Annotated in this window: 14 protein-coding genes and 1 other RNA gene; all 15 read right to left on the minus strand. The window is 63.0% G+C overall.

Annotation, left to right across the window (positions count from 1 at the left end; all coding sequences use genetic code 11):
• Window positions 1–9: 9 nt before the first annotated feature.
• The 15 genes from LLJ08_RS15745 to rsmI all read right to left on the minus strand — a co-directional run bounded on the left by LLJ08_RS15745 (window position 10) and on the right by rsmI (window position 15,807).
• Complete coding sequence (locus LLJ08_RS15745; protein WP_044315465.1) at window positions 10–867, minus strand: cell division protein FtsQ/DivIB; 858 nt, start codon at window positions 865–867, stop codon at window positions 10–12.
• 2 nt (window positions 868–869) lie between these two features.
• Window positions 870–1,814 carry a D-alanine--D-alanine ligase gene (locus tag LLJ08_RS15750; protein ID WP_095460679.1) on the minus strand — a complete coding sequence of 315 codons (945 nt, stop codon included), beginning with the start codon at window positions 1,812–1,814 and terminating at the stop codon, window positions 870–872.
• A complete protein-coding gene (murC, locus tag LLJ08_RS15755) occupies window positions 1,811–3,268 on the minus strand; it encodes a UDP-N-acetylmuramate--L-alanine ligase (RefSeq protein ID WP_191122323.1) in 1,458 nt (485 codons plus the stop codon). The genes LLJ08_RS15750 and murC overlap by 4 nt, the downstream gene beginning before the upstream one ends.
• Complete coding sequence (murG, locus tag LLJ08_RS15760; protein ID WP_179484713.1) at window positions 3,261–4,331, minus strand: undecaprenyldiphospho-muramoylpentapeptide beta-N-acetylglucosaminyltransferase; 1,071 nt, start codon at window positions 4,329–4,331, stop codon at window positions 3,261–3,263. Before murG ends, murC begins: the two co-directional genes overlap by 8 nt.
• Window positions 4,321–5,544 carry a putative lipid II flippase FtsW gene (gene ftsW / locus LLJ08_RS15765; RefSeq protein ID WP_125897766.1) on the minus strand — a complete coding sequence of 408 codons (1,224 nt, stop codon included), beginning with the start codon at window positions 5,542–5,544 and terminating at the stop codon, window positions 4,321–4,323. The genes murG and ftsW overlap by 11 nt, the downstream gene beginning before the upstream one ends.
• Window positions 5,544–6,887, minus strand: a complete 1,344-nt coding sequence (gene murD, locus LLJ08_RS15770; RefSeq protein ID WP_228207439.1) for a UDP-N-acetylmuramoyl-L-alanine--D-glutamate ligase — start codon at window positions 6,885–6,887, stop codon at window positions 5,544–5,546. The genes ftsW and murD overlap by 1 nt, the downstream gene beginning before the upstream one ends.
• A gap of 6 nt (window positions 6,888–6,893) precedes the next feature.
• Window positions 6,894–7,976: a phospho-N-acetylmuramoyl-pentapeptide-transferase gene (mraY, locus tag LLJ08_RS15775; RefSeq protein ID WP_023444292.1), complete on the minus strand. Its 1,083-nt coding sequence runs from the start codon at window positions 7,974–7,976 to the stop codon at window positions 6,894–6,896.
• Window positions 7,976–9,352: a UDP-N-acetylmuramoyl-tripeptide--D-alanyl-D-alanine ligase gene (locus tag LLJ08_RS15780; protein ID WP_228207440.1), complete on the minus strand. Its 1,377-nt coding sequence runs from the start codon at window positions 9,350–9,352 to the stop codon at window positions 7,976–7,978. The genes mraY and LLJ08_RS15780 overlap by 1 nt, the downstream gene beginning before the upstream one ends.
• Window positions 9,345–10,808, minus strand: coding sequence for a UDP-N-acetylmuramoyl-L-alanyl-D-glutamate--2,6-diaminopimelate ligase (locus tag LLJ08_RS15785; protein ID WP_228207441.1), 1,464 nt, complete (start codon window positions 10,806–10,808; stop codon window positions 9,345–9,347). Before LLJ08_RS15785 ends, LLJ08_RS15780 begins: the two co-directional genes overlap by 8 nt.
• Window positions 10,808–12,535 (minus strand): peptidoglycan D,D-transpeptidase FtsI family protein, encoded by a 1,728-nt coding sequence (locus LLJ08_RS15790; RefSeq protein ID WP_179484717.1) that lies wholly within the window; start codon window positions 12,533–12,535, stop codon window positions 10,808–10,810. The genes LLJ08_RS15785 and LLJ08_RS15790 overlap by 1 nt, the downstream gene beginning before the upstream one ends.
• Window positions 12,532–12,810, minus strand: coding sequence for a cell division protein FtsL (gene ftsL, locus LLJ08_RS15795; protein WP_419585757.1), 279 nt, complete (start codon window positions 12,808–12,810; stop codon window positions 12,532–12,534). Before ftsL ends, LLJ08_RS15790 begins: the two co-directional genes overlap by 4 nt.
• A gap of 8 nt (window positions 12,811–12,818) precedes the next feature.
• A complete protein-coding gene (gene rsmH, locus LLJ08_RS15800) occupies window positions 12,819–13,766 on the minus strand; it encodes a 16S rRNA (cytosine(1402)-N(4))-methyltransferase RsmH (RefSeq protein ID WP_228207443.1) in 948 nt (315 codons plus the stop codon).
• Entirely contained in the window at window positions 13,763–14,218 is a 456-nt protein-coding gene (gene mraZ / locus LLJ08_RS15805; RefSeq protein ID WP_003302783.1) for a division/cell wall cluster transcriptional repressor MraZ, read from the minus strand. Before mraZ ends, rsmH begins: the two co-directional genes overlap by 4 nt.
• Before the next feature lie 294 nt (window positions 14,219–14,512).
• Window positions 14,513–14,871: RNase P RNA component class A (rnpB, locus tag LLJ08_RS15810), an RNA gene on the minus strand.
• Window positions 14,872–14,943: 72 nt separating this feature from the next.
• A complete protein-coding gene (rsmI, locus tag LLJ08_RS15815) occupies window positions 14,944–15,807 on the minus strand; it encodes a 16S rRNA (cytidine(1402)-2'-O)-methyltransferase (RefSeq protein ID WP_041014820.1) in 864 nt (287 codons plus the stop codon).
• Between the last annotated feature and the right edge of the window lie 43 nt (window positions 15,808–15,850).

A 15,850-nucleotide genomic window follows, 5' to 3' on the forward strand; every position in this document is an offset into this window, starting at 1 on the left:
TTTCATTCCTCAATTCTTCGCAGCGACGGTCGTATCCGTCACAGTCGGGACCGGCTCATGCCAGGCGACGGCCAGGCCGTTCGCATAGCGCAGATCGATCCGTGCGATCTTCTCGCTTTCCTGCTCCAGCGCCTTTTGATAGATGGCGGTGAAGCGACGCATTTTTTCTACAACCTGGTCCCGCCCCAGCAGCAACTCGACGCCCTGGTTGGTGGTCAGGAACCAGCTTCCACGCTCGCGCAGCTCCAGACGGGAAATGGAGAATCCCAGCGGGCGCAGCATCTGGCTGAGCATCTGGTATTGCTGCATGACACGCTGTTGGGCCCGCTTCGGACCATATAAATGTGGCAAGTGTTCATATCGGGTCAGGTCATCCGGCGAGAAAGCCTGCCCTTTATTGTTAAGCAATGCTTCGCCCCCCCAGCGGGCAATCGGCAATTGCTCATCCAGCCGCACCATCACCTGGTCCGGCCAGACGCGGCGGACTTCGACATGGGCGATCCACGGCATCTGTTCCAGTTGGTGGCGCATGCCGTTCAGATCAACCTTGAAGAAGCTCTGCTCGACGAAAGGCGCTATGCGCTGCTGGACCGCGTCGCGACTCACATAGCCCAGTTCGCCCTGCACACTGACCTTGGCGATCGGCCGATCGGCATAGGGCAGCAGCCGCTCGCCCAGCTCGTAAAGCCCGACCGCCAACCCGACCAGTAGCACCGGCCAGACGAAACGCTTCAGCCCGGCGAGGCTCGGCTTCGGCAGGCGCTGCGACAGCGGCTGCGGTTGCACCAGGCGGCTCGCACCCCGTTGCGCGGGCTTGCGCGAGGCGCGGCCGCTTCCGGGTTGCGAATGGCGCAGCGTAGCGATCATGGCTAGCTCCCCGCCTCGAGGCTGTCATCGAGAATGCTCAGGACCAGTTGCTGGAAATCCAGACCGGCAGCACGCGCCGCCATGGGCACCAGGCTGTGATCGGTCATTCCCGGCACCGTGTTCACTTCAAGCAGCCAGAAATCGCCGTTACCGTCCTGCATCACGTCAACCCGGGCCCAGCCGCGGATACCCACCGCTTCGCAGGCACGTGCAGACAGCGCTTTCAGTTCCTGTTCGCGCACCGCGTCGAGGCCACAGGGAATGCGGTACTGGGTATCGGAAGCCAGGTACTTGGCGTCGTAGTCGTAGAAGGTGTGCGGCGTGCCCAGGCCAATCGGTGGCAGTACCTGGCCGTGCAGCACCGCCACGGTGAATTCCGGGCCTTGTATCCACTGCTCGACGAGTACTTGCGAGTCGTAGCTGCTGGCGGCACGCCAGGCTTCGATCAGCTCGGTGAGCCCGCCGACCTTGGCCATGCCGATGCTCGAGCCTTCGTGGGCCGGTTTGACGATCAGCGGAAAACCCAGGGTTTCCGCTGCAGCCTTGCAATCGGCTTCCGTAGCCAGCACGGCATGCTGCGGCGTCGGCAGGCCAAGGCTCTGCCACACCTGCTTGGTGCGCAGTTTGTCCATGGCCAGGGCCGAAGCCAGAATGCCGCTGCCGGTGTAGGGGATACCGGCGCATTCCAACAGTCCTTGCATGCTGCCGTCTTCGCCACCACGACCATGCAGGACGATGAAGGCACGATCGATGCGCTCGTTGCTCAGGCGTTGCAGCAGGTCATCGCCGGCATCGATGCCGAACGCATCCACACCGGCCTCCTGCAGCGCGGCGAGTACCGCCGCGCCGGATTTCAGGGACACTTCGCGTTCGGCACTCTTGCCACCGAAGAGCACGGCGACACGACCAAACGCCTTGGGGTCGCGAGTCGAATGCAGGGTCGTCATTTGGATTTCCTCGCGGCGCCATCGCCACCGAACAGCGGACTCTTGAGCAGTTGCGGCGCCAGGCCACCGATATCACCGGCTCCTTGGCAAAGCAGAATGTCGCCGGCACGCAGCAGCGGCTTGACCAACGGAGCGAGGTCGACGCCACGCTCGACGTAGATCGGGTCCAGCTGGCCGCGCTGGCGGATGCTGTGGCACAACTGGCGGCTGTCGGCGCCGGGGATCGGCTCCTCACCAGCCGGATAGACTTCCATCAGCAGCAACACGTTGGACTCGCCGAGCACCTGCACGAAGTCGTCGTAGAGGTCGCGGGTGCGGCTGTAGCGATGGGGCTGATAGACCATGACCAGGCGCCGCTCCGGCCAGCCACCGCGGACTGCCTTGATCACTGCGGCGACTTCGCGCGGGTGATGACCGTAGTCGTCGACCAGCATCACGCTGCCGTCCTCGACCGGTAGATCACCATAGACCTGAAAGCGGCGGCCGACGCCTGCGAACTCCGCGAGGCCCTGGACGATGGCTTCGTCGTCGATACCTTCATCGGTAGCAATGGCGATGGTGGCCAGGGCGTTCAGCACGTTGTGGTTGCCCGGCATGTTCACTGACACATCCAGCGGCTCACAGCCATCGCGCAGCACCGTGAAGAAGGTACGCATGCCTTCCTGACGGACATTGGTGGCGCGCACGTCGGCGTCATCGCTGAAACCGTAGGTCGTGATCGGCCGGCCGATCTGCGGAATGATCTCGCGAACGAACGGGTCGTCGACGCAGAGCACTGCCAGGCCGTAGAACGGCAGGTTGTGCAGGAACTCGACGAAGGTTTTCTTCAGCTTGCCGAAGTCGCCGCCATAGGTGCTCATGTGGTCGGCATCGATATTGGTGACCACCGCGACCATCGGCTGCAGGTGCAGGAAGCTGGCATCGCTTTCGTCGGCCTCGGCGATCAGATAACGGCTGCTGCCGAGCTGCGCGTTGGTACCGGCCGCAGTGAGTCGGCCACCGATGACGAAAGTCGGATCGAGCCCGCCGGCGGCAAAAACCGAAGCCAGCAGACTGGTAGTAGTGGTCTTGCCATGGGTGCCGGCGACAGCAATACCGTGCCGGTAGCGCATCAGCTCGGCAAGCATCTCGGCACGTGGAACCACTGGAATACGTTGTTCGAGCGCCAGGGCGACTTCCGGGTTGGCCGAATTGACCGCGCTGGACACCACCAGCACGTCGGCGCCGGCAACATTGCCGGCCTGATGACCGATGAAAATCTGCGCACCGAAGCTCTGCAGCCGATCGGTACTGGCGGATTCCTTGAGGTCCGAGCCCGACACCTCGTAGCCGAGATTGAGCAGCACCTCGGCGATGCCGCACATGCCGACCCCGCCGATACCGACGAAGTGAATGCGACGAATGCGCCGCATACGGCGGACTTCGGCTTTTACCGCGGCGGGAGATTTAGCCACGAGCCACCTCCAGACAGATATCGACCACGCTGCGGGTGGCGTCGGGCCGGGCCAGACGGCGCGCGATGGCGCCCATGGCCTTGAGTTTTTCCGGCTGCATCATTACCTCGGTCAGCTGAGCGGCAAGCACGGCCGCATCAGTCTTGGCTTGCGGCAGAAGGACGGCAGCGCCCTCCTTCGCCAGATATTCGGCATTGCGTGTCTGGTGGTCGTCGATCGCATGGGGCAGCGGCACCAGAAAGGATGGCAACCCAGCGGCGGCCAGCTCGCAAACGGTGAGCGCTCCGGCACGACAGATGACCAGATCGGCCCAGGCGTAGGCCCGCGCCATGTCCTTGATGAAGGGCGCGACTTCCGCCTCGACGCCGACCTCGGCATAACGCTGCGTGGTGATATCGGCGTGCTGCTTGCCGGCCTGATGAAACACCTGCGGCCGCACATCCGCCGGTACCTGGGCGAGCGCGGCGGGCAGCAGTTTGTTCAGCGGTTCGGCACCGAGACTGCCGCCCAGTACCAGGAGGCGCGGGCGACGATGCGCAAGGGCATCGCGGGGCGTCTCGAGGAACAGCTCCTCACGCACCGGATTGCCGGTGGTGCGGCGCTTGACGCTGGCCTTGAAGGTTTCCGGGAAGGCTTCGCAGACGCGGCTGGAAAGCGGCGCGAGGCTACGATTGGCGGTCCCAGCGACGGCGTTCTGTTCGTGAATCACCAGGGGCACCCCGGCCAGCTTGGCAGCCAGTCCGCCCGGACCGGTAACGTAGCCGCCCATCCCCAGCACGCAGACCGGTTGCAGCTCGCGCACGATGCGACGCGCCTGGAAAAGCGAGCGAATCAACTGCAGCGGAGCCTTGATCAGCGAAACGATGCCCTTGCCGCGCAATCCGCTGACCTGGATCAGATGCAGCGGCAGGCCAGCGGCGGGTACCAGCTCGTTCTCGATACCGCGCGGCGTGCCGAGCCAGTGCACGGAGTAGCCGCGGGCCTGGAACTCACGAGCACAGGCGAGCGCCGGGAAAACGTGGCCACCGGTGCCGCCGGCCATGATCAGTACATTAGCGGCCATGGGCGACCTCCTTGGCCGGCGGCTCGGCGAAATCGGCCTCGTCGAACTCGGTGTCCTCGCTGCCCAGCACGGTGCGGCTTTCCCATTCGATGCGCAGCAGCAGCGCCATGCTTGCGCAGGTCACCACCAGCGAGCTGCCGCCATAACTGAGGAACGGCAGCGTCAGGCCCTTGGTTGGCAGCAGACCTACGTTTACTCCCACGTTGATCAGGAACTGTCCCAGCCAGAGGAACGCCATCCCCCAGGCCACATACGCCGCGAAGAACTGCCGGGCCTTCTCTGCCCACAGACCGATATACAGTGCGCGAACACCGACGAAGGCAAACAGCGCGATGGTCACCAGTGCGCCGACCATGCCCAGCTCTTCGGCCAGTACGGAGAATACGAAATCGGTATGCGCTTCGGGCAGGTAGAACTGCTTTTGCACGCTATTACCCAGGCCGACGCCGAACCACTCCCCGCGGCCGAAGGCGATCAGCGCCTGGGTCAGCTGGTAGCCGGCGCCGTACTGATCGGCCCAGGGGTCGGTGAAAGTGATCAGGCGCTGCAGACGGTATTCCTGGGTCTGCACCAACACCACCACGGCACCCACCGCGGCGATCACCAGCAGACTGAAGCGGATCATGCCAACACCACCGAGGAACAACATCGCCACTGCGGCGCCCATCATGACCACGGTCGCACCGAAATCGGGCTCCAGCAGCAACAGGAATGCCATGGGCAGCAGGACCAGGAAGGGTTTGGCAAAGCCCCACATGCTTTCGCGAACTTCCTCTTGCCGGCGCACCAGATAGCCGGCCAGGTAGATCACCACGAAGACTTTCGCCAGCTCGGACGGCTGCACGTTGAAGGCGCCGAAACCGATCCAGCGCATCGAACCGTTCACTTCCCGGCCGATTCCCGGCAGCAGGACAAGGATCAGCAGGCCGAACGCCGCCAGCAGCAGCATCCAGTCCAGACGTTGCCAGACCGACAGCGGTACCAGCAGCATCGCAATTCCCGCGCCGAGGCCCAGCGCCACATAAACCAGATGGCGACTCATGTGATACAGCGGATTGCCGGCATTGACCGCCGCGACTTCGGACGACGCCGAAGTGATCATCACGAGACCCAGGCCAAGCAAAGCCAGACATCCGGCGAGCATGGGGAAGTCAAGATCCAGACCGCGGCGGCCGAACAAGGGCGAAGGTGCATGGCGCAGGAAGGCAAGCATCAGTCGAGCGCCTCCACCGCAGCGGCGAACAAACGGCCACGCTCTTCGAAATTCTTGAACATGTCCAGGCTGGCACAGGCCGGCGACAGCAACACCGCATCGCCCGCTTCGGCACACTCGGAGGCGCGCTGCACGGCTTCGCCCAGTGTTGCGACATGAACTAGGGTGGTGGCATCGGCCAGCGCGTCCGCAAGACGTTGCGCATCACGACCGAGCAGCACCACGGCACGGCAATAGCGTGCAATCGGCGCGCGCAGCGCGGAGAAGTCTGCGCCCTTGCCATCGCCACCGGCGATCAGCACCAGCTTGCCGTCGATATCCGCACCCAGGCCTTCGATCGCAGCCAGCGCGGCACCGACATTGGTGGCCTTGGAATCGTCGTAATAGCTGACGTCGCCACGCTGGCCAACCCACTGGCAGCGATGCGGCAAACCGACGAAATGGCGCAACGTCTCCAGCATCGGCTCGAACGGCAGACCCACCGCGTGCCCCAGCGCCAGCGCTGCCAGAGCATTGGACTGATTGTGCGCACCACGCATCTTCAGCTCGCGAACCGGCATCAGCGCATCGAACTGGAACGCCAGGTACTTCTCGCCTTTTTCCTCGAACAGCCCAAAACCCTTGAAGTCCGGCTTGCCGAGGCCAAAGGTCCAGGTCGGCAGGTCATCCGCGACCAGCGGACGGCTGAGCCGGTCATCGCGATTGACCACCACCTGACGCGCCCCGCGGAAAATTCGGTGTTTGGCCTGATGATAGGCTGGCAGGCCGCTGTAGCGGTCCATATGGTCTTCGCTGATGTTCAGGCAGGTCGCCACTTCGGCATTGAGCTGCTCGGTGGTCTCCAGCTGAAAGCTGGACAGCTCCAGCACATAAAGCTCGACGTCGTCTGCCAGCAGATCGAGCGCCGGCGTGCCCAGGTTGCCACCAACCGCCACGGTGCGCCCTGCCGCCACGGCCATCTCGCCGACCAGCGTGGTCACGGTGCTCTTGGCGTTGGAGCCGGTGATCGCAATGATCGGCGCCTTGGCTTCGCGGGCGAACAGCTCGATATCACCGGACAGCTTGACCCCACGCGCCGCGGCTTCCTGCAGCGCCGGCGTACTGACCGCCAGGCCCGGGCTTACCAGCAGCTCGCTGGCGGTGCAGAGAAACTCGACGTCCAGCTCGCCACAGCGCACTTGCACGTCTGGATACTCGGCCTTGAGCGTCGCCAACTCCGGCGGGTTCACACGGGTATCAGCGACGGCAAACGGCAGCCCCCGGCGCGCCAGATGGCGAACCAGGGACATGCCGCTCTTGCCGAGGCCGACAACGATGCGGAACTGGTCGGAAGCGATGAGCACTCTTGATTACCTCAGTTTCAGGGTGGCAAGGCCGACGAGCACCAGGATCACAGTGATGATCCAGAAGCGCACGATCACCCGGGGTTCGGGCCAGCCCTTGAGTTCGAAATGGTGATGGATCGGCGCCATGCGAAACACGCGCTTGCCAGTCAGCTTGAAGCTCGCCACCTGGATCATCACCGAGAGGGTTTCCATCACGAACACGCCGCCCATGATGAACAGCACCACTTCCTGGCGAACGATCACGGCGATGGTGCCCAGCGCCGCGCCGAGCGCCAGCGCGCCGACATCGCCCATGAAGACCTGAGCCGGATAGGTGTTGAACCAGAGAAAGCCGAGGCCGGCACCGATCAGCGCGCCGCAGAAGACGATCAGCTCGCCCGCACCCGGCACGTAAGGAATGAGCAGGTACTCGGCAAAATTCACGTTACCGGAGAGGTAGCAGAAGATACCCAGACCGCCGCCGACCATGACCGTTGGCATGATCGCCAGACCGTCGAGGCCGTCGGTCAGGTTGACCGCGTTGCTCGAGCCGACGATGACGAAGTAGCTCAACACGACAAAACCAATCCCGAGTGGGATCTCGATGTGCTTCAGCAGCGGCAGAATCAGCGTGGTTTCGACCGGTGTCTGCGCAGTCATATAAAGGAAGACCGCGGCGCCGAGGCCAAAGACCGATTGCCAGAAATACTTCCAACGGCTTGGCAAGCCGCGGGAGTTCTTCTCGATCACCTTGCGATAGTCATCGACCCAGCCGATCGCGCCGAACAGCAAGGTCACCGCCAGCACCACCCAGACGTAGCGATTGGAAAGATCGGCCCAGAGCAAGGTGCTGATGCTGATGGCGCTGAGGATCAGCGCACCACCCATGGTCGGCGTGCCGGATTTGGACAGGTGCGACTGCGGACCGTCGGTACGCACGGACTGCCCAATCTGGCGCATCTGCAACGTACGGATCAGCCAAGGGCCCATCCACAGCGACAGCACCAGCGCGGTGAGGACGCCGAGAATTCCACGCAGCGACAGGTACTGAAAGACCGCGAAGCCTTTGTGGAACTGTTGCAGATACTCGGCGAGCAGCAGCAGCATCAGTGTTTCTCCATGGATGGCCCAGCGAGCGCATCGACGACTTTGTCCATCGCCGCGCTGCGTGAGCCCTTGATCAGAATGGTGGTACCGCTGCCCTGTTCGGCTCGCAGGCTGTCGATAAGGCTGGCCTGGTCGGCGAAGTGCCGAGCGCCTGGACCGAATGCCTGAATTGCGTGGGACATCAGAGGCCCGACGGCATAAAGCGTGTCGATCTTGCCAGCGGCATAGACGCCGACGTCGCGATGGCCCTGCTCGGCCCACTCGCCCAGCTCGCCCATATCGCCAAGCACAAGGATTGTGCGACCGGCAAAGCTGGCCAGCACGTCGATGGCGGCGCAGATCGATGCCGGATTGGCGTTGTAGCTGTCGTCGATCAGCCGCACACCATTGGCCAGCATTTGCGCCACGGCTCGGCCTTTGACCGGTTGCAGGCTTTCCAGCCCCGCCACTACGGCCTCGGCCTCGATACCCAGCGCATAGGCTGCCGCGGCTGCCGCCAAGGCGTTGGCCACGTTATGCCGGCCCAGCAGATTGAGCTGGGTGCGAAGATTGCCCAGCGGGCCAGTCAGCACGAAATTCGGGCAGCCACGCTGGTCGTAGGCGATCGACCCGGCGGAGAAATCCACGAGGGGGTCGTCCAAGCCGAACGATACGATGCGCTTGCCCGCAGCGCGCTCGGCCCAGATCGAATAGGCCTTGTCGTCACGGTTGAGCACGGCGGTGCCGGATGCGTTCAGGCCATCGAGAATCTCGCCCTTGGCCTCGACGATCTTGTCCGGGCCACCGAACTCGCCGACGTGGGCGGTGCCCGCATTGGTAATTACGCTGACATCCGGGCGCACCAGATCGACGGTATACGCAATATCGCCGGGCCGCGAAGCGCCGAGTTCGATGACGGCGCTGCGATGACTGGTGCTCAACTCCAACAGCGTCAGTGGCGCACCCAAGTCATTGTTGAGGTTGCCGCGAGTGGCCAGTACGGCGTCCTGGCCATGGGCGCTGCGTAGAATGCTGGCGAGCATTTCCTTCACGCTGGTCTTGCCGCTGGAGCCGGTGATGGCTGCGACCGGACCGTTGAATGCGGCGCGATTGAGCGCGCCGAGCTGCCCAAGCGCCAACCGGGTATCGGCAACGACCAGCTGCGGCAGGCCTGCATCTGCAACTTCACGCTCGACCAGTGCTGCAACGGCGCCTTTGGCGGCGACGTCCGCCAGATAGGCATGACCATCGAAGCGTGGCCCGGTCAGCGCGATGAACAGCTGGCCAGGTTCGATGGCCCGACTGTCTGTGCTGACGGCAGTGAAGCTGGCATCCGCTCCGACCAGGCGGCCAGACAGCGGTAGCTGCAATTCGCTCAGGCGCATCGACTCAAGCATTGGCCTTCTCCCAGACGGACAGCGCCCTGCAGGCTTCCTCGAGATCGGAGAACGGCAAGCGTTCGCCGCGAACCTCCTGATAGTCCTCGTGACCTTTGCCGGCCAGCACGACCACATCTTCCGCTCGCGCCGCTGCGATCAGACTGGCGATTGCCTGCGCGCGGCCATGGCTGAAAGTGACCGCCGCAGGATTGCTGAACCCCGAACGGATACCCTCGAGAATCTGTTCCGGGGCCTCATTGCGCGGATTGTCATCGGTGACCACGACGCCGTCGGCCAGCCGCTCCGCGACTTCAGCCATCAGCGGGCGCTTGCCGGTATCACGATCACCGCCGCAACCGAACAGACAAAGCAGCCTGCCGCGCGCGTGTGGACGCAGCGCGGTGAGGACTTTCTCCAGCGCATCAGGGGTGTGTGCGTAGTCGACCACGATCAGCGGATGGTCGCCGCCACCCAGCCGCTGCATGCGGCCGGCGGGGCCTTGCAGTTCAGGCAGCACGGCCAGGATTTCGTCCAGCGGATAGTCCATGCCAAGCAGGGCCCCGACGGCGGCCAATACATTGCTGACGTTGAAACGCCCGAGCAGCGGACTGCGCAACGAGCGCTCGCCCTGCGGCGTGATCAGCCGAGCATGAATGCCGTCGTCGTCGAGACGCGCTTCAGCGCAGAACAGGTAGGCCGTGGGGTCTTCCAGGCTGTAGGTGATCAGGCGCGATTCGTGCTCCTCCCCGGCCAGCACTCGACCGAAGGCATCGTCGAGGTTGATTACCCGACAGTTCAGCCCGGGCACCTCGAACAGGCGCGCCTTGGCAGCACCATAAGCATCCATGCTGCCGTGATAATCGAGGTGGTCACGCGACAGATTGGTGAACACGGCGACATCGAAATCCAGGGCCGCGACGCGCCCCTGATCGAGACCATGCGAGGACACTTCCATCGCTACCGCGCGAGCACCCTCTTGTTTGAGGTTCGCCAGTGTCGCCTGCACGCCGATGGCGTCTGGCGTGGTGTGGCGTCCCAGTTCCAGCTGTCCGTGGAATCCGGTGCCAAGCGTGCCGATGATTCCGCAGGGTTCGCCGAGCCGATCGAGCGCCTGGGCAATCAGCTGGCTGACACTGGTCTTGCCGTTGGTTCCGGTCACACCGACCACACGCAGGCTGCGGCTGGGCTCGCCGTAGAAGCGGCCGGCAATCGCCGACAGCTGTTCTGCCAGATGCAGCACCGGAACCATGACTGCGTTACCGGTCAGTGACTGGTCGAGGCCTTCTGCCTCATAAGCGACCGCGGCCGCGCCACGGGCGACGGCATCCTGTATGTGATCGCGCCCATCGAACTGCAGACCCGGTACAGCGAGGAACAGGTCTCCGCCGCGAACCTTGCGACTGTCGAGTGTCAGCTCACGGATCAGCACGTCGCTGCCGGCCTGAGGCAGCAGGTGATTCAATGGCATCGGCATCAGATACGCCCTCCCTTGCCCTTTGCCGCTTCGGCGGTCTGCAGCTCGGCAGGCGGCGGCAGATTGTCCGGTGCGACGTTCATCAGCCGCAGGGCGCGCGCCATGACCTTGCCGAACACCGGCGCCGCGACCAGTCCGCCGTAGTACTGTCCTTTGCTCGGCTCGTCCACGACGATCACCGCAGCGATGCGCGGATTGGAAAGTGGCGCAACCCCGGCGAAGAACGAGCGATAGGCGTCTTTGGTGTAGCCGCCGGTGCCGGAAATCTTCTTCGCGGTACCGCTCTTGCCACCTACGTGATAGCCCGGCACCTTGGCACGAGCGCCGCCGCCACCCTCCTCTTCCACGACCGCGCGCAACATCTGCAGAACGATGCCGGAAATCTCTTTGTCAATGACCTGCACGCCGTCCTGGGTGCGATCCAGACGCAACAGAGAGAGCGGCACGTTGCTGCCCTGGTTACCCAGCACGGCATACGCATGCGCCAATTGAACGGCGGTCACCGACAGACCATAGCCGTAGGCAAGCGAAGCCGTCTCAGCGTCTCGCCACTTGCGATGATTGGGCAGATTGCCGACGCGCTCGCCGGGGAAACCCAGCCCGGTGTCCTGGCCGAAACCGGCCTGTTGCATCACCGCGTATACCGGCTCGGCGCCGATATCCAGGGCGATCTTGCTGATGCCGACGTTGCTCGACTTCATCAGAATCCCGGTCAGCGTCAGCATGCCGCCACGGGAGACATCACGAATCGTGTAGCGGCCGATACGCATCCACCCGGGCAAGGTATTGACGACCGAATCCGGCTGATATTTGCCGGTACCCAGTGCCGCCGCGATGCTGAAAGGTTTGACGGTGGAACCGGGCTCGAAGACGTCGATCATGGCGCGATTGCGCATTGCTGCGGGCTGCAGATTGCGCCGATTGTTCGGGTTATAGGTAGGCTGGTTGGCCATGGCGAGAATCTCGCCGGTCTTGACGTCGACCATCACCAGGCTGGCGGCTTTGGCACCGTATTCCTGCACGACGTTGCGCAGCTCGCTGTGCGCGAGGTACTGCAGGCGCAGATCGATCGACAATGCCATCGCCTTGCCGGCCTTGGCGTTCTTTACGACCTGAACGTCCTTGATCAACCGCCCGCGACGATCCTTGAGCACCTGACGCTTGCCTGGCACACCAGCCAGCCACTCGTCATACGCGAGTTCCATGCCTTCACGGCCACGATCATCGATATCGGTGAAGCCGACCACATGGGCAGCCACTTCGCCAGCCGGATAGAACCGACGGAATTCTTCTTGCGCATAAACGCCGGGGATCTTCAGGTCGAGGACTTCCTGCCCCTGCTCCGGGGTAAGTCCGCGTACCAGATAGATGAACTCGCGCGACGCCTGCGACCTGAGGCGCTCGCTCAGCGCGGCAGCATCCTGGCCCAGCGCCTTAGCCAAGTCCGGCCAACGCGACTTTGCTGCCTGCAGCTCTTTGGGATTGCCCCACAACGTGGTAACCGGCGTGCTCACCGCGAGCGGTTCACCGTTGCGATCGGTGATCAGACCACGATGCGCAGGAATCGGGATATGCCGAACGCTGCGCGCATCACCCTGCCCCTTGAGGAAGCCCTGATCCATCACCTGAAGATCGACGATGCGCCAGACAATCGCACCGACCAGCAGCGCCAGCAGCGTGAGCACGATACGAAACCGCCACGGATACAGCGCACCTTGAAGGGTCATGGCTTCACCAGCCTGACGTCTGCCGCTTCGGGGATATGCATGTGCAATTGCTCGGTCGCCAGCGTCTCGATGCGGCTGTGCGCAGTCCAGGTGCTCTGCTCGAGGATCAACCGCCCCCACTCGGCCTGGGCCTTGTCACGCACGCTAAGCTCACCGTAGAGCTCGTTGAGCAACTGACGATTCCAATGCGCCGAGTAGGCAACTGCGATCGCCGACAGCAGGACACTGAGGAACAGCACCAGCATCAACAGGCTGCCGCTGGGCATGGAGCGCATTACCTTGGTCACCGCAGCTTCTCCGCCACGCGCATTACCGCACTGCGCGAACGCGGGTTGCCCTTGACCTCGGCATCGGAAGCGTACTGCGGCTTGCCGAGCAGCTTAAGGCGCGGCTCGAATGCCTTCGGAATGATGGGCAGGTCGCGTGGCAGCTTGTCCGCCTCGCCCTTGGCGTGGCGGCGCATGAACTGTTTGACGATGCGGTCTTCCAGCGAATGAAAGCTGATGACCACCAGCCGGCCGCCCACTTCCAGTGCCTCCAGGGCTGCATCAAGGCCATGCTCAAGGTCGCCAAGCTCATTGTTGATGTAGATGCGCAGTCCCTGAAACGCACGAGTCGCCGGATTCTTGCCCTTCTCCCAAGCGGGGTTGGCATCAATCAGGACCTTGGCGAGGTCGGCGGTACGTTCGAAAGGCGCCGCTTCGCGGCGCTGCACCACCGCACGAGCCATGCGCTTGGCGAAGCGCTCTTCGCCATAATCCTTGAACACCCGGGCGATCTCATCTTCGTCGGCGTGCGCTATCCAATCGGCCGCACTGACGCCTCGGCTAGGATCCATGCGCATGTCCAGAGGACCGTCGTTAAGAAAACTGAAGCCGCGCTCGGGGTCGTCCAGCTGCGGTGACGAAACGCCCAGATCCAGCAAAACGCCACTGACGGTTCCGCTCCAGCCGCGCTGCGCCACCTCTTCGCCAAGTTCGGCAAAACTTCTCTGCACAACGACAAAGCGGCCGTCCTCGGCCGCCAGTGCTTGCCCCGTAGCGATGGCTAACGGATCCTTGTCGAATCCTAGCAATAGGCCATCAGGCCCAAGCTGCTGAAGCAGTAGCCGGCTGTGACCACCCCGCCCAAAGGTGCCATCCAGATAGCGTCCGTCCGGGCGCACGCTCAGCGCCGCGACGGCTTCGTCGAGCAACACGGTGATATGTCGCAAGCTGCTGATCTGGTTCACAGGATTAGGTCACGTAGTTCTTCCGGCAGACCGCCGGGTTGCTTGATGGCCGCCAGGTCCGCGTCAGAAACCGCGTTCCAGTCGTCCTCGTTCCATAGTTGAAACTTGTTCAGTTGCCCTACCAACATCGCGCGCTTGTCCAGCCGGGCGTACTCACGAAGTCGCGGTGGCACCACGACGCGCCCACTGCCATCCATCTCCAGATCGACAGCATTACCAATCAGGAGGCGTTGCAGGCGACGGGCCTCTTCACGCAAGGAGGGCAATTCGCGGAGCTTGGCTTCGATCAGCTCCCACTCGGGCAAGGGGTAAATGCACAAACAACGGTCCACGGCGTCGATCGTGATGATCAGCTGGCCATCGCCACGGGAATTCAGCTCGTCGCGATACCGGCTGGGCATGGCTAGCCGGCCTTTGGCGTCGAGACTGATGGCGTTAGCTCCGCGAAACACGGCTGCGCTTCCCCTGAATTAGCTATCCATGCCCATATTTACCCACTTTCTGCCACTTCCTACCACTTGTGCGCACTATAGAAACGCAGCCGCCCCACCGTCAAGGCGAGCCAGACGGGAAAAAGCCTTACGGAGCGGCAATTTAGCGACGTTGAGAGGTAATTCGAGCGGAGAATGCGAAGAGGACTGGAAGCATCTTCAGAGACAACAGCGAGTTGCTCAACAAAGTTAAAGTACTTTGTTAAGAGCAAGAATGTTTCGGAATTAAAAATGGGGTATTGCTAAGGAAGAAAAGAGGAGAGTCGATCTGTAAGCCGGGTTCTGTCGAGGACAGCCATTCCTCTACGACAGCCATCGCTGACTGCCTCTAGCAACCTACCCGGATCCAGCGCGGGCCACGCCGATGGATCCCTATTTGGTCTTGCTCCAAGTGGGGTTTACCTAGCCACGGACTGTTGCCAGCCGCGCGGTGCGCTCTTACCGCACCTTTTCACCCTTACCGGCACCGAAGTGCTTAGGCGGTTATTTTCTGTGGCACTTTCCGTAGGCTCGCGCCTCCCAGGCGTTACCTGGCACTTCGCCCTATGGAGCCCGGACTTTCCTCCCTCCCTTTTTGCGGAACAAAAAGAGACAGCGACTGTCCGATCGACTCTCCAGGCGCCAGAGTATCGCCGCAACGCTCTGCCTGCAAGCTCACCAGGCGGCACGAGGCCCAGGCCCACCTCCTATTTGCGTTCCAGCGCCGCCTGGTACAACAGATTCTTGCGCACACCGGTAATATCGGCTGCGATTGCGGCCGCCCGCTTGAGCGGCATTTCTGCCAACAGCAGATCGAGCACCCGGAGCGCCTCTGCGCTCACCGCGCTCTCGTCTAGCGGAGCATGCCAACCCTCTACAAGCACCACGCACTCGCCGCGCTGCTGATTGCTGTCGGCCTCGACCCACGCGTGCAACTCGCTCAGCGGCAGCCCTTTCAGCGTTTCGAACGTCTTGGTCAACTCTCGGCCGAGCACGGCAATTCGATCGCCACCGAACACATCTCGAAAGTCGCCAAGCGATTCCAGTATGCGGTGCGGAGCTTCGTAGAAGATCAGCGTACGCGGCTCTTCTTTCAGTGCTTCGAGCCGTGCACATCGTGCAGCTGCCTTGGCAGGCAGAAAGCCTTCGAAGATGAATCGATCCGAGGGCAACCCAGCCGCCGACAGTGCGGCGATCAGCGCACAAGCACCCGGCACCGGCACCACTGCAACCCCAGCAGCACGCGCCTGGCGCACCAGGTGATATCCCGGATCGGAAATCAACGGCGTACCCGCATCGGAGATCAGCGCGACATCCTCTCCACCTTGCAACCGCCCGATGAATCGCCCCCCCTCTTCACGCTCGTTATGCTCGTGGCAAGCTGCCAGCGGCGTCTGAATACCGAAGTGCGCGAGCAACCGAGACGAGTGACGGGTATCCTCCGCGGCTATCAGCGACACCTCTCGCAGCACCCGCAGCGCTCGGGCACTGATGTCCTCCAGATTGCCGATCGGCGTTGCGACGACATAAAGCGTCCCCATTCCGGAATTCGCACCACCGCTGGCAGTCACAAGGGCTTACCTCTGTCACGGAAATGCGCATTGTAGCCCGATT

Origin of the sequence: Stutzerimonas chloritidismutans (genome assembly GCF_020783375.1) — a bacterium.
In the GTDB taxonomy this organism is placed as follows: Bacteria; Pseudomonadota; Gammaproteobacteria; order Pseudomonadales; family Pseudomonadaceae; genus Stutzerimonas; species Stutzerimonas kunmingensis.

Excerpts from the sequence above, each read along its gene's own strand:
- LLJ08_RS15745 (WP_044315465.1), bottom strand. The coding sequence starts at position 867 with ATGATCGCTACGCTGCGCCATTCGCAACCCGGAAGCGGCCGCGCCTCG.
- LLJ08_RS15750 (WP_095460679.1), bottom strand. The coding sequence starts at position 1,814 with ATGACGACCCTGCATTCGACTCGCGACCCCAAGGCGTTTGGTCGTGTC.
- murG (WP_179484713.1), bottom strand. The coding sequence starts at position 4,331 with ATGGCCGCTAATGTACTGATCATGGCCGGCGGCACCGGTGGCCACGTT.
- ftsW (WP_125897766.1), bottom strand. The coding sequence starts at position 5,544 with ATGCTTGCCTTCCTGCGCCATGCACCTTCGCCCTTGTTCGGCCGCCGC.
- mraY (WP_023444292.1), bottom strand. The coding sequence starts at position 7,976 with ATGCTGCTGCTGCTCGCCGAGTATCTGCAACAGTTCCACAAAGGCTTC.
- LLJ08_RS15780 (WP_228207440.1), bottom strand. The coding sequence starts at position 9,352 with ATGCTTGAGTCGATGCGCCTGAGCGAATTGCAGCTACCGCTGTCTGGC.
- LLJ08_RS15785 (WP_228207441.1), bottom strand. The coding sequence starts at position 10,808 with ATGCCGATGCCATTGAATCACCTGCTGCCTCAGGCCGGCAGCGACGTG.
- LLJ08_RS15790 (WP_179484717.1), bottom strand. The coding sequence starts at position 12,535 with ATGACCCTTCAAGGTGCGCTGTATCCGTGGCGGTTTCGTATCGTGCTC.
- ftsL (WP_419585757.1), bottom strand. The coding sequence starts at position 12,810 with ATGCGCTCCATGCCCAGCGGCAGCCTGTTGATGCTGGTGCTGTTCCTC.